Here is a 13,573-nt window from a genome sequence, read left to right on the forward strand (position 1 = left end):
CAATGGAAATTGAGGTCGAGGGATCGTCTCATCGGAGACGGTCTTTTTTTCGTGTTTTGAAGAGGAGAAACAGCAAAACGAGCAGTGCGGCGATGAGCAAGATGGCAATCGACGTGAGGGCTTGAATCAACACATCGATTTGATTCTCGGTCGCGACGAGTTGTTTGCGGATGTCTTCATATTGTAGTTTCTTCAATGCGCGCAAATCTTCGAGGATCGTTTGGCGCTGATCGGTCATCGTCTCGGCTAGCTCGGTCGCGGCCTCGAGATCGCCGCGCTCATAAAAGACAAGCACTTCGGCGGCGCCTTGCTCCCATATTCCGTCACGGTAAAGCAAATCAATGAGTGAACTCGGCGTATGCGGATCGTTCATGATTGATGTCTTCAACTCTTCAGCCTGCTGGGACATACTATAATAAGATTCTAAAAAGCGCCGGTCTTCATAGGCGAGCAGACCACGGATTGCGTTGGCCCGTTCAATATTGAAATACATGATTTCTTCGATGTCGTCATACGATTCGAGGCGTTGATCGTGAATCGATTCGACTTGCCGCATCGTATCGCGAAGCTGAACGGCAAAACTCGTCAAGACAAGAATGGATAAGACCGATAGCGAAACGAGTAAAATCAGCCATTTTCGTTGGGACATGTCATCCCTCCTTCTGTTATCCATCGTACAATATTCGTTGATTTCACCGCAAAATATTTTTTTGGGAAAGGAAAAAACGGGTAAAGGTATAAATACATAGTAAAGCGTTTCTTATTATCGTTTACAATGAAGCGAGGAACGATTTCATTCATAAGGAGAATACACATGCCAGAGAACTCATCGTTACACAAGTTGCACCAGGTCTTGAAAGAACAACGAACGAACATACAATACGAAATTCCGACCTTGTGGAACCGCCTGCAATTTTCTTCAGAGCCTGTCCGAGATGGCGTCGCACGGGTCAATCCGTACGATTTTCTGATTGAGACGATTGAAAAAGCGATTCTCCCGCATGCGGTGGACGGACGAGACTATCGCCAATCGGTCGCCCAAGCGGACGGATATCTGCAAACCGGCGGCGATTGGATTAAGCGTGCCTCGGTCTACTCGATGCAAGTCCGGACCTCGACGTCTTGGGACCATGACGGTTCAGGATATGTCGAGATGGAGAATTCAAGCGGGATGAAGGACACGGGAACATTCGTCAAGACGCTCGCGCTGATCCCGCACCTGTTGTACATGGGAATCGATACGTTGTTCTTATTGCCAATCTCCCAACATAGCCATAAAAATAAGAAAGGCGAATTCGGTTCTCCTTATGCCGTACAAGATTTTTTTGGAATCGATGAAGAACTAAAAGAGACGTTGACAGGAGACGGATTGACGGTCGAAGAAGAGTTCGCCGCGTTCGTCGAGGCATGCCATATGGTTGGGATTCGTGTCGTCATCGACGTCATCCCGCGTACATGCGCCCGTGACAACCGACTCATCTTAGAAAATCCCGAATGGTTTTATTGGATCCCGGTGACGGAACTCGATTATTATCATCCGCCGCATGTGCCGGGTATCGGTGAGAATGTGAAGCCGGAACACGCTTTCTTGCCGATGATTTACGGATCGGAAGATGTGTGGGCCCATCTGCGTCGCTTCTCGATGGCACCGAATCTTGTCGATGCGGACAAATGGGAGACGGTGAAAGCGTACTTGCTCGAGCATCCGGAAGAGAACTTGCTCGCGGTCATCGAGCGTGAGTTCGGTTTGACGACCGCTCCAGCTTTTTCGGATTGTATCAATGACCCGCAACCGCCATGGTCGGACGTCACATACTTCCGTCTGTTTCTCGATCATCCGACAGCGGCAGCGCCTTACGTCAGCGAGGCGAACTTGGCTCCGTACATTCTGTTCGATTCGATCAAGTCGAATCAATTCCGAGGCGATCAAATCAATGAGCCGCTATGGGCGATGCTCGCCGATATCATCCCGCACTACCAGCGCGAATTTGGAATCGATGGGGCCCGTATCGATATGGGTCACGCCTTACCGGTCGATTTGGCACAACGGATCCTTCAACAGCCACGTGCACTCGACACCAACTTCAGCTTCATCGCTGAAGAATTGATCGAAATCGGAGCGTGGGCAGCGAAAGAGGCGGGCTATAACATGATTATCGGCTACGGGTTCTATAAAGAACCTCGATTCGATACGCATGAGACACACCAGTTTATTTATGACTCACGTTTCTTACCGTTGCCGGTGTTCGCGGCCGGAGAGACAGCGGACACGCGCCGCGTGGCGACACGGGACGGGGGACGGCAAGCGAGTCGCTTGCTCACTGTGTTGAACGGCTTCGTGCCGAACGGGGTCCCGATGACGAACTCGGGGCTCGAACTGTATGAGACGCAACCGATGAACACCGGGCTCGACTGCCGACCGGAAGAAGCGTACCAACTCTTCCCGACCGATCCGTACTTTGGTAAGCTCGCCTTCTTCGACGCGTATCAGTTCCATTGGGATCACCCGGAACGAGACGAGATGATTGAACTGATGCATCAAGTGGCCGAAGTGCGTCGTCGTTGGTTGGACGTCCTCGTCAACCCGAGTCATTTCGAACCGCTCGCGATGACGCACATGGATGCGCCGTTCATCGGCCTCGCTTGGCTGCGTCCGGATACGAACGAGACGCTCCTTGTCGTTGCCAACACGAGTATGCATCATCCGCTGCAGGGGAAAGTCCCGCTCGACGGGGTGCGCCGCCGTAACTGGAACGCAAGCCGTTTCGCCGAGATGGTCTACTCACCGACGTCATGGCCGTATGCCGAGCACTCGTTCGATGAGAATTGGGACCTGTGGGTCGATTTGAAGCCGGGCGAAGTCAAAATTTATGAGATGAAATAAGCAAATGCCCCGAATCGGTTTACCGGTTCGGGGCATTTTTTGTCACATCGTCTGCTTCATGTAGTAGATGACAAACTCATCGAGCGGCATCGGCTTCGCATAGCGATACCCTTGCATCGAATCACAGCCGATCTTTCGTAAGAAATTCTCTTGATATTCTGTCTCGACCCCTTCGGCGACGAGTGCCATCCCAAGTTGTCGGGCCATGGCGACGATTGTCGCGGTGACGGTTTGATACTCCCGGTTCTCTTCGAGTTGCATCGTGAACTCGCGCGGGATTTTCAGCTCGTCAATCGGATAGCGGACGAGGTAGGCGAGTGAGCTGTAGCCGGTCCCGAAGTCATCGATCGACAGTTTGATGCCGAGCGCCTTGAGTTCGAGGATCCGTGTCAACACCCGGTCGGAATGGTGGGCGGCGACGGTCTCGGTCAATTCGAAGTTGAGTCGGCTCGGTTCGATTGGAAACCGCCCAAACAAAGTCGTCAAATACTCGATTAAATGTTCATCGAACAATTGACGGACGGAGAGGTTGACCGACAATTTCGGCAAATTGATGTCTCCTTGCTCGAAGGCGTACATCAATTGGAACGTCTCATGAATCATCCAGCGACCGAGATCATGGATGTGGCCCGTCTCCTCGGCGATCGGGATGAATTGGCTCGGCGGGATGAAGACCCCATCGCGTTGCCAGCGCATGAGCGCCTCGGCCCCGATGATGGCTTTCGTCGAGGCGTCGACTTGAGGCTGAAGGTAAAGCGAGATCTCGCCTTTTTCAAGGGCGGTGTCGAGCCCTTCCATCAACAGCTTGCGTTCTTCTTTATCCGCACGCAGCTCTGGCGCGAACAGGACGGTCTCATTACGTCCCTTGTCCTTTGCCTTGTACATCGCGAGGTCTGCGTTTGAGAGCAAGTGCTTGAGCGTCGATCCGTGGTCGGGATAGCGGACGATGCCAATCGACGCGTGAATCTCGACGAGCGTTCCGCCCATAAAGTAAGGCGGGCGATAGACGAAGCGTCGCAACCGTTCGACTAACATCTCATCATCATCATGTTCGGCGACGACGATGAACTCGTCACCGCCGAGCCGTCCCGCGTACTCGTTCGGCAATAAGGCACCTCTTAGTCGTTTGCCGATGTGTTGCAGCAATTCATCGCCCATATGATGGCCGAACTGGTCGTTGATCTCTTTGAAGCCGTCCAGGTCGGAGAACATGAGCGAGAATCGTCGTCCTTCGGCGATGAGCCGTTCGATTTGTTCTTGCAACGCGTAACGGTTGTGCAGTCCCGTCAAACTGTCATGATTTGCTTGATAGTAGATTTGTTCTTGTTGCACGATCATTTGGGTGATGTCTTTGACGATGGCATAAATGCCTTCGACTTCCCCGTCGATAATCATCGGGATGTTCATCAGCTGCCAAACTCGCTTCGCCCCGTCCTCGGTGACGACATCGACGTCGAGCGTACGCGGGCGACCGTTCTTCAAATCATGCAATACGGTCGCATAGGCGGACCGGTCTTTTTGTTCGATGATATCTAATATGTTGGAACCGATGAGTGTCTCTGTGTCATGACCGAGCACCGAGCTGCCGGCCTCGTTTACGGACAACACTTCACCGTGAAGGTCGAACAAGAAAATCGGTTCAGCATGATAGGCGAACAGGGACCGATACTGTTGCTCCCGAATTTCAAGCTCATGTGCTTTCGTCGTCACTGCGACTTCGAGGTCGGTATTGACGGTATGTAAACGGTGACTGATCAATGCGTTTTGTTTGGCGACGACGAACTGACGGATGAGCAGCAACAAGACGGCGTTCGCCGTCATCGAGTCGAGCACAGATGTGCCGAGCAAACGATCCGAGGCGAGCATGAACAGCATGACGATTGCGCTATAGACGACGTAGTCGAACACGGAGTCATAGACGAGGGCATCTTCTCTCGATTCATCGAACACGTAGCTGATTGAAATGATAAAGATGCTACTCACTTGAAGCAGGTGCACCAACTCATGGCCGATGCCGTTGAAGATGAGCAATTGGTTCAAAATCGAGGCAGTCGTGAAGCCGAGAATGCCGATCAACAAAAGCACACGGAACGTTTGGCCGACCGAGGTGATGCGATTCAAGTACAGGAAGCCGAGCATCATGTAGAGACTAATCAACACCATCTGTTCTTCAAACCCGTTCAAATGAGCCGCATAACGTGCTCCGTCGTTCGAATAAACGAACAGATGCAACGCCCCAATCAACAGGAAGCTGAACAAGGCGAAGATGTCAAACGTTCGCAGTTTCAATGTCCGAATTTCAATCGATTGCGTGATGACAATCAGCGACATAATCAAATAAAAAAAGTTCTGAATGAACGGCATATGGTTGATTGTTGTCGATGCGCCAAAATGGTGTCCGACCAAATAAGCGATGAAGCAGACGTTGCCGGCGCTAATCAGTAAATGTATGTAGCGTCGCATCCCGCGATTTTGAAACACGGCCGTCGCGCTAAAGACGGTCGCGATGAGCGTGACCGCCGTGAAATAGACGAACAAACTTGTCTCCCTCAAGGCGTAAGGGGTGAACAGAATCAATAAAAGTCCGAGAAAAAAGGTCCCGACGAGCAAAGCAGGGACTGTTTGGCGCAACGAGTGGTTGGTCAACTCATGCACCTCCTTCTGTATATGTCTAAGAGGCTCACCATTATTATCGGATTGTTCATGCGTTTGTTACACAAAAAAATCGACAGCAAGTTGCTGTCGATTAAAGTGTATACGAATGCTCTTTGAAGTTACCGACGATCGAATCGATTTCGGAGACGGTGACGAACGCTTCTGAATCAATCTCTGAGACGATTTGACGCAGTTTTGGTATTTCGTTGTTCTGGATGACGACATACAACATCTTCTTCGAGTCGTTCGAATAACCACCGGTTGCGTCCATGATTGTGACGCCGCGCTTCAAGTTCTGCTTGATGACGAGGTTGATTTCATCGGCTTTCTTACAGATGATGAAACACTGCTTTTGCGCCGAGAAGAACCGGTGAATCGTCAACAACGTCCGCGACCGGACGAAACTGAGCACGAGCGCATACATGACCGCTTTAATGTCGAACGTGATGAACACGAGGATATAGACGATGATATCTTGTGTCAAAAAGATTTTCGGGAGTGATAAGTTCCGGTTGTTCGTATAAATGACTTTCCCGAGAATGTCGAGTCCTCCGGTCGAAGCGCCTGCGAATAACAGCAGGGCGAGCCCGAGGCCGGAAACGATCCCACTGAACACCGAGGCGACGAGCGGGTCATCGAGCGGGGTCGGCGGGATGAGCACGGGCAACGCATCGATCAAGATAGATGATAAGACGACGACGAGCCCGGTCATGAGAATGAACCGTTTCCCCAGATATTTAATCCCGACGATAAAGAGCGGGATATTCAACACGAGTTGCGTGAATCCGATCGGTGTGCCGAACAGCTCGTTGATGATCAAGGTGATCCCGACGATGCCTCCGGTCCCGATCTCGTTTGGTTTGAGCAATAAGCCGACAAAAATCGATTGTAGAATCGTTCCGGCGATGATGAACAAAGTCGTCTCGACGGCGATTCGTTTTCTTGATTTTGCGTACATAGATGATGGCTAGGCGCCATACGCCCCCTTTGAAATAAACTCACTCAAGCGTACTCCGATGGTGGAGGAATTTCAAGCGCCGAACGATTACAATTCGTTGTGGAAGCGGTCGATATCGCTTGCGAGCTGTTCATGCACGTAATCGATGACTTGAGCGTCATCGAATAAGCCGAGTGGGGCGTCGTCCGGAATCGCATCGAATGGGGATACGAAGTATAAGACGGCCGCAACGAGGGCATGTTGTTTGTCCGGCTGCATCTCGAACTGGTGATTATAGACGGCACGCAACATGTTGAGTAACTGTTTCATTTGGAAGTAGAGCGTCAGTTCTTCTTCTCGCTCGATATTGCTAATCTCGTTTGAAGCGACGTCGACCGTCACTTTAGCGAGAGCGAGTTCGCCTTGGACCAAAAGGTCACCTAATGTTTCATTGTCGGTATAGTCCTCGGTCGCGCTCGTTAAAAAGTGTGTGTACGTTGTTTTCCAATCTGACATGTATATTCCTCCTTCTGTCTTCATCTACTAATATGCCCGTTTTTGCGATTTGGTTGCAACTTTTCCGAAAATTTAAGAGAATAGAAATAAGTGAAAAAGGAGGAACTGTACATATGTCTACTGTAACCATGCCGACTGAGGCAGAATTTGCCCGCTACGCTGAGCTTGCCGTCAAAAAAGGCGTCAACATTCAGCCGGGCCAACAGCTCGAAGTCCGAGCTGATATTAGCCAAGCACCGCTCGTCCGTCAAATCGTGAAAGCAGCTTACGCAGCTGGCGCGAAACAAGTATATGTCAACTGGAGCGACGAAGAGACGACGAAAGTCCGTTACTTCAACGCCCCGGCGGATGCTTTCAAAGAATACCCGGAATGGCTCAAGGCCCGCTTTGAGCAATTGGCCGAAGAGAAGACGGCGTTCCTATCGATCGTCAGCGACGACCCGGACGCACTGAACGGCGTTGAGTCGTCACGCATCGCGGACTCGAACCGTGCTGCCGGCGTGGCGCTCGCGAAATGGCGCAAATATGTCATGAGCGACAATGTCAGCTGGTCAATCGTTGCTGGCGCTTCGGAAGCATGGGCGAAGAAAGTCTTCCCAGACCGTGAAGACGCCGTACCAGCCCTTTGGAAAGCGATTTTCGAAGCGACGCGCATGGACCAACCGGATGTCGTCGCAGCATGGGATACGCATGACGCATCGCTCCGTGAACGCGCGACGTTACTCACGAACAAGAAGTACACGAAGCTCCATTACAAAGCACCGGGCACGGAATTGACGATCGGCTTGCCGAAGAAGCACGTCTTCCTTGGCGGCGGCGGTCCGAACATCGACGGTGTCGATTTTATCGCCAACATGCCGACCGAAGAAGTGTTCACGCTCGCCGATAAAGATTCGGTCGAAGGACACGTGTCGAGCACGAAACCGCTCAGCTATAGCGGCAACTTGATCGATGGATTCACGCTCTGGTTCGAAGGCGGGAAAGTCGTGAAGGCGGAAGCGAAACAAGGACAACAGGCACTCGATGAGTTGTTGAACCTCGATGAAGGGGCGCGTCGTATCGGAGAAGTCGCGCTCGTGCCGGACGACTCACCAATCTCGAACTCGGGTCTCCTTTTCTATAACACGTTGTTCGACGAAAACGCATCGTGCCACTTGGCGCTCGGACGCGCGTACTCGACATGTCTCGAAGGCGGACCGCAAATGTCAGCCGAAGAGCTCGCCGAGAACGGTGCGAACGACTCGATGACACATGTCGACTTCATGATCGGCTCGGCCGAGATGAACATCGACGGCGAACTCGAAGACGGTTCACGCGAAGCCATCATGCGTGACGGCAACTGGGTCGTTTAATCAAGCAAGAGACGAATCCCTTCGTGGAATTCGTCTCTTTTTTATGTCAATTCATAGAGAAAGGCGAGGGCGTTCGGTAACCGACGCCGCCACGCGATCTCGTTATGGACGGCACCGGGCTCGACCTCATAGCGAAAGGCGATCCCTGTTCGCGCGACCGTCTCGACGAGTTTCGCATTCGTATAAAGGTAATCCTCGGGCGTGATCGGTCCGCTCGTCTCGTTCGTCCCGATGTCCATATAGAGACGCGCCGTCACATCGGCCTGCTTCGCTTCCCGAATGAGGGAGTCGAGATTAGCCCAAGCGGCCGTCGAGAGCGAGCCGACGCGCCGGATGGACGGATAGGCCGTCATCATATAGAGCGAGATGACCCCGCCCATCGAGCTGCCCATCACGCCGACGTCGTCCGGGTCGGTCGCGTAGCGTTCATCAATCCACGGCTTCAACTCTTGCATGAGCCAGTCGGCGTAAGCACGCCCTTTACCCCCGAGCGTAGGCCGTGTCTTGGCGAGTTCCGGTCCAATCCGCCGGTATAGCATCTCATCCTCATAAAACGAATACTCATCGTAGCGGTCGAGCCAGTCTGGGGCACTCGCGATGGCGACGACCATGAGCGGCAATTGTAAGTCCTCGATGTGGCGGTCGATCGACCAACCTTCGCCGATTGTGGCGGTCTTGCCGTCGAACACGTTTTGACCGTCGTACATATAGAGGACCGGGATCCGCTCGTCAGCCGAAACAAAGTCGGGACGATAGACACGGACGATTCGTTTCCGTCCGCGTGTCGTCTCGGTCGGTAACGTAAAGCTGAATTGCTCAAGCATATAAAGCGCTCCTTTCCCATCAACTGTCTCCATTTTGCCGGGTGGAACCGGAGAATGCAATCCGTACAATTGACTACCTACCGTTCGTTAGGTAAGGTAGTGAGAGAGAAAGGGGACGATCTGTGATGAATACGAAACAACGAATCGAACTGGCGGCGCGACGCCGGTTTGCGCTTGAAGGATATGAAGGCTTGTCGCTCGCCTCGCTTGCTGAGGATGTCGGCATCAAAAAGGCGTCGCTATACGCCCATATCGAAGGGAAAGAACAACTGTTCAAGCAAGTCGTCGAGGACATGGGGAACCGTTATGCACACATCTGGCAGGAGGCACGGGACGCTTCCGTTGACGCTGCGCCGCTTGAGCGGATCGAGGCGATCGTCGAGGCGTTGATTCGCTTCTTTGAAGAAGAGGAGACGTGGATGCTGACGAAGCGGATGTTGCTCGTCCCACCGCCCGAGTTGCGATCATTCATCGAGACGACGCTCGGTTCGGTCGAGACGGAACTGCAAGCGTTCGAGAAAGAACAGTTTCGATTGGCGATGGAGCAAGGCGCCTTACCCGAACAGTCACTCGAGGACGTGTATGACGCGTACTATTGTTTTCTAGATGGGGCGCTTCTTTCGCTCTTCACGCTTGAGACGAATCGCGTCAAACGGCAACGGGCCGCATTCACGATTTTCAAGAAAGGAGTCGGTTGGACATGAAACAAGATCAACTGGCCTGGGTTTGGCTCGTGCTCGCCGGTCTGCTCGAAATCGTTTGGGCGACGACGATGAAGCTGTCGAACGGGTTCACGGTGCTCGGTCCGAGCGTGATGACGATTCTATTATTGATTGTGAGTTTTGGATTGTTGGCGATGTCGTTCCGCACCTTACCGGCCGGGACGGGGTACGCCGTCTTTACCGGCATCGGAGCCGTCGGAACGGTCATCGTCGGGGCGCTCTTGTTCGACGAGGCGCTCACCGGGATGAAGCTCGTCTTTATCATCACGCTTCTGATCGGTGTGGTCGGACTGAAACAAGTGACGGGAGGTGAGTCGGCATGAGTTGGGTATTTTTGATTGGTGCGGGTCTTGCTGAGATGATGGCCGTCTTTTGGATGGGTAAATCAAAAGGCTATCAGATTGTTAAATGGTCGATCTTGTCGGTCGGAACGTTTGCCTTAAGCTTTTATTTGTTGTCGCGTTCGCTCGAGACGCTCCCGCTCGGATTGGCGTATTCGATTTGGGTCGGGATTGGGGCGGCTGGCGGGGTCGTGCTCGGCATGCTGTACTTGAACGAATCCCGGGACCGGTGGCGTATCTTCTTCTTATTGCTTATTATCGGAAGCGTCATCGGATTGAAAGTTGTCGCATGATCAGGATTAGCTTCGAATAAAAACGGGAATTGAATAGTTCAGACTGTGAACGAAAGGGGCGGGGACGATGAGTCATATCAAACTGCAATCCGAGCGTCTACGACTCGAACCTTACACGATTGCTGATTTTTATTTCGTGAAATCGCTACTCCAAGATCCGCGCGTGATGCGTTTTATTAGCCCGGACGGAAAGCCATATACGGATGAACAGACGATCGAGTGGTTCGAGCGCCAGTTGGCCCGCTATCAGACGGGTCGTCAAACCGGGTTGCTTAAATTGATGTCGCATGAAAATGACGAGCCGATCGGTCATGCCGGCACGTTGCTCCATGAACTCGACGGCACGATTGAACTTGAAGTCGGATATTGGTTGGCGCCGAAGCATTGGCATATGGGCTACGGACGCGAGGCAGCGGCTCGCCTTATGCGTCATGCGTTCGAAGAAGGTGAGAAAGAGATCATTTCCTTGATTCATCCGGATAACGTCCCATCGCAACGGGTCGCGAAAGCGAACGGACTGCATTGGGATCGGGATACCGAATATCAAGGCATGCTCGTCTCGGTATATGCCGGTGATTTAGAGCGGTTATGCCGCCATATGAAACGGGAAGAAATGACGCGTTGAAAAAAAGTAAAAAAGTTTTAAAAAACAGTTGCCAAGGCATTAGTTTCTTGATATATTAATAGTGTCCTTAAGAGAGGACACGACCTGATTCTGTAGCTCAGCTGGGAGAGCGCTACCTTGACAGGGTAGAGGTCGCTGGTTCGAGCCCAGTCAGAATCACTTGGGTGCCAAACCCGATGAGAAACCCATAGGAACGTGGGTTTCCGCGACGCCACTTCTTGCGAGAAGTGGCTTTTTTTGTTTTTCTTTCAATTGACAGTCTACATAAACAGTTGGTATATTCCTCTCAATACATACAGAAACGGGGAATATTACAATGGTCTTAACCGGAACAATCGTCAACGCGGCGTTGATCGTGATTGGCACATTACTTGGACTTTTATTTCACCGCATCCCCGAACGAATGAAAGAGACGGTCACCGCAGCCATCGGTCTCGCGGTCGTCTTGCTTGGAATTCAAATGGGAATGAAGAGTGAGAATTTTTTAATCGTGATCGGCAGTCTCGTCATCGGGGCGGCGCTCGGTGAATGGTGGAAGCTCGATGAGAAGTTGAACGAGGTCGGCTATCAATTGGAACACCGGCTCGGCGGTAAGAGCAAGTCGAGTATCGCCGAAGGCTTCATCACGGCGACGCTCATCTTCGTCATCGGGGCGATGGCCGTCATCGGCGCACTCGACAGTGGATTGCGCGGGGACCATGATGTCCTCTATACAAAAGGATTGATTGACGGCTTCACGGCACTCGTCCTTAGCTCGACGCTAGGGATTGGGGTCATGTTCTCGGCTGTCCCGGTTCTCTTCTACCAAGGGGCAATCGCCTTGCTCGCTATTCAAATCATGAAGTTCATCCCGGAGTCGCTCATGGATGACTTTATTTTAGAGATGACGGCGACCGGTGGTGTCATGATCGTCGCAATCGGTTTAAATTTGGTCGGCATCACGCGGATTCGCGTCGCGAACTTATTGCCGGGAATCTTTATGGTCGCGGTCATCGTCTCGATTTTACATATCGTCCAATAAAAAATCCGAGAGACGCGATGCGTTTCTCGGATTTTTTCAATTCTTCGGTTGTTCGACTTCTTCTCTCGCACTTTCGCGAAGGGCAGAAGCCATGACGTCTGCTAAATCGCGCGAGCGAAGCACACCGACACCGCGGTCGGTCGGACCGTCTGGCGCGGCCACGTCCGCAATCAAGTCGTTCGTCGGGCGTGTCTCGTGAAGCAACAGTTCAGCCGATCCTTTCATCGCCTGGGCGACGATTTGGCGGGCCGTCGTTTCGTCAAATCCTGCTTCCGTCAAGACCGGTGTCATCGACCCGACAATCTCGTAAAAGAAAGCGGGGCTGCAACCGGCGGCGGCCATAAAGGCCGACATCGTCTTCGCATCAGTCACAGCTGTACGACCAACACGCTCAAACAAAGCCGTCGCGGTCTCGCGGACCGTATCATCGGTCTCGGGTCCGAACCAGAGCCCGGTCATCCCGTTTTGATAAGCCACTGGCGTATTCGGCATCGCGCAGACGGCAGGGAGACCTGACGCCTCTTCAATTTCGCTCGGTTCGATATGAGCCGCTACGGAGACGAGGAGCGGTGTGATCCACGTCTTCGAGCTTACATATGGAAGCACTCCGTCCGGTTGCATCGCAAGGACGACAATGTCATACGCGTTGACATCCTCTTCGTCGACGATTTGCACGCCGAGCTCAGTGTGAAGTTCTGTAAGACGTGTCCGGTCACTCCGGTTCGTCATCGTGATTTGTTCAGGAGACAGACCTGAGGCTAACCATCCGCGGACGAGTGACTCGCTCATCGATCCTGCTCCTACCATTAAAATATTCATAATCGTCACCTCTTCATATAGATTCGGTCGTGTACATGTTGCCTATCATAACAAATGATGCGTCAAATAGCGCCTCTCGTGCTCAAATTGTAAAACAAAGGAAAAACGTGACACCGTCTTGTCACTGGATTGTCGCAGACGTCACGGATGACAAGTCGGACCGGTCGAGCTATCATGGCAGTAATCAATCAGGAGGCGATGAAACGTGAAACGAGTGTTAGTCCGGGGGATTCAAGGGTATCAACGCTTCATTTCTCCGTTGAAACCACCGACGTGTCGGTTTTATCCGAGTTGTTCGCATTATGGGATCGAGGCGATCGAGAAACATGGTGCACTCAAAGGTGGTTATTTGACGACGCGCCGGCTCATGCGTTGCCAACCGTTCCATTCGGGCGGGCTCGACTACGTGCCGGACGAGTTCGATTGGAAGGCGCCGTTACAACGTGAAAAACCCCCATCTCAGCGAGACGTCTAATCGACGGCTCGCTGTTTTAGATACAGCCCCTCTTTCTCTGACTTGTTTTATCACAATACTTTTGACAATCTTCTAAGTATTCTGAAAAAATAGAGATGTACTCATTACA

14 protein-coding genes and 1 tRNA gene are annotated in these 13,573 nt (G+C 52.2%); 9 read left to right on the plus strand and 6 right to left on the minus strand.

The window, feature by feature from the left end; all coding sequences use genetic code 11:
- Positions 1-28 precede the first annotated feature (28 nt).
- Positions 29-649 (minus strand): hypothetical protein, encoded by a 621-nt coding sequence (locus KNP02_RS10100; RefSeq protein ID WP_214708885.1) that lies wholly within the window; start codon positions 647-649, stop codon positions 29-31.
- A gap of 165 nt (positions 650-814) precedes the next feature.
- Between KNP02_RS10100 and KNP02_RS10105 the strand changes: the two genes are divergently transcribed.
- Positions 815-2,884: an alpha-amylase family protein gene (locus tag KNP02_RS10105; protein ID WP_251129253.1), complete on the plus strand. Its 2,070-nt coding sequence runs from the start codon at positions 815-817 to the stop codon at positions 2,882-2,884.
- Between the two features lie 42 nt (positions 2,885-2,926).
- Here the strand turns inward: KNP02_RS10105 and KNP02_RS10110 are convergent, their stop codons facing one another.
- The 3 genes from KNP02_RS10110 to KNP02_RS10120 form a co-directional block, all read right to left on the minus strand.
- A complete protein-coding gene (locus KNP02_RS10110) occupies positions 2,927-5,530 on the minus strand; it encodes a putative bifunctional diguanylate cyclase/phosphodiesterase (protein ID WP_251129252.1) in 2,604 nt (867 codons plus the stop codon).
- A 100-nt stretch (positions 5,531-5,630) separates the two neighbouring features.
- Entirely contained in the window at positions 5,631-6,497 is an 867-nt protein-coding gene (locus KNP02_RS10115; RefSeq protein WP_214708887.1) for a YitT family protein, read from the minus strand.
- Between the two features lie 87 nt (positions 6,498-6,584).
- Positions 6,585-6,992 (minus strand): YkvA family protein, encoded by a 408-nt coding sequence (locus KNP02_RS10120; protein ID WP_034781220.1) that lies wholly within the window; start codon positions 6,990-6,992, stop codon positions 6,585-6,587.
- A 113-nt stretch (positions 6,993-7,105) separates the two neighbouring features.
- Here KNP02_RS10120 and KNP02_RS10125 point away from each other — a divergent pair, with 113 nt between their 5' ends.
- Positions 7,106-8,344, plus strand: coding sequence for an aminopeptidase (locus KNP02_RS10125; RefSeq protein ID WP_214708889.1), 1,239 nt, complete (start codon positions 7,106-7,108; stop codon positions 8,342-8,344).
- A gap of 41 nt (positions 8,345-8,385) precedes the next feature.
- Here the strand turns inward: KNP02_RS10125 and KNP02_RS10130 are convergent, their stop codons facing one another.
- Entirely contained in the window at positions 8,386-9,168 is a 783-nt protein-coding gene (locus tag KNP02_RS10130) for an alpha/beta hydrolase (protein WP_214708891.1), read from the minus strand.
- 125 nt (positions 9,169-9,293) lie between these two features.
- Here KNP02_RS10130 and KNP02_RS10135 point away from each other — a divergent pair, with 125 nt between their 5' ends.
- The 6 genes from KNP02_RS10135 (at position 9,294) to KNP02_RS10160 (ending at position 12,170) form a co-directional block, all read left to right on the plus strand.
- Entirely contained in the window at positions 9,294-9,872 is a 579-nt protein-coding gene (locus tag KNP02_RS10135) for a TetR/AcrR family transcriptional regulator (protein ID WP_214708893.1), read from the plus strand.
- An 11-nt stretch (positions 9,873-9,883) separates the two neighbouring features.
- Complete coding sequence (locus tag KNP02_RS10140) at positions 9,884-10,213, plus strand: DMT family transporter (RefSeq protein ID WP_034781369.1); 330 nt, start codon at positions 9,884-9,886, stop codon at positions 10,211-10,213.
- The gene (locus KNP02_RS10145; RefSeq protein ID WP_021065258.1) at positions 10,210-10,524 is read left to right on the plus strand and encodes a DMT family transporter; all 315 of its coding nucleotides are present in this window, start codon (positions 10,210-10,212) and stop codon (positions 10,522-10,524) included. Before KNP02_RS10140 ends, KNP02_RS10145 begins: the two co-directional genes overlap by 4 nt.
- Before the next feature lie 67 nt (positions 10,525-10,591).
- Positions 10,592-11,149 (plus strand): GNAT family N-acetyltransferase, encoded by a 558-nt coding sequence (locus KNP02_RS10150; RefSeq protein WP_029596076.1) that lies wholly within the window; start codon positions 10,592-10,594, stop codon positions 11,147-11,149.
- 86 nt (positions 11,150-11,235) lie between these two features.
- Positions 11,236-11,308, plus strand: a tRNA-Val gene (locus KNP02_RS10155).
- A 157-nt stretch (positions 11,309-11,465) separates the two neighbouring features.
- Positions 11,466-12,170 carry a DUF554 domain-containing protein gene (locus KNP02_RS10160; RefSeq protein ID WP_214708895.1) on the plus strand — a complete coding sequence of 235 codons (705 nt, stop codon included), beginning with the start codon at positions 11,466-11,468 and terminating at the stop codon, positions 12,168-12,170.
- A 36-nt stretch (positions 12,171-12,206) separates the two neighbouring features.
- On the opposite strand, the gene KNP02_RS10165 is transcribed toward KNP02_RS10160, so the two are convergent.
- Positions 12,207-12,989 (minus strand): pyrroline-5-carboxylate reductase family protein, encoded by a 783-nt coding sequence (locus KNP02_RS10165; protein ID WP_214708897.1) that lies wholly within the window; start codon positions 12,987-12,989, stop codon positions 12,207-12,209.
- A 205-nt stretch (positions 12,990-13,194) separates the two neighbouring features.
- On the opposite strand from KNP02_RS10165, the gene yidD reads away from it, so the two are divergent.
- Complete coding sequence (yidD, locus tag KNP02_RS10170; protein WP_034781204.1) at positions 13,195-13,464, plus strand: membrane protein insertion efficiency factor YidD; 270 nt, start codon at positions 13,195-13,197, stop codon at positions 13,462-13,464.
- Positions 13,465-13,573 lie beyond the last annotated feature (109 nt).

The sequence above is a fragment of the Exiguobacterium sp. s40 genome, assembly GCF_018617905.1.
GTDB classification, from domain to species: Bacteria; Bacillota; Bacilli; order Exiguobacteriales; family Exiguobacteriaceae; genus Exiguobacterium; species Exiguobacterium mexicanum_A.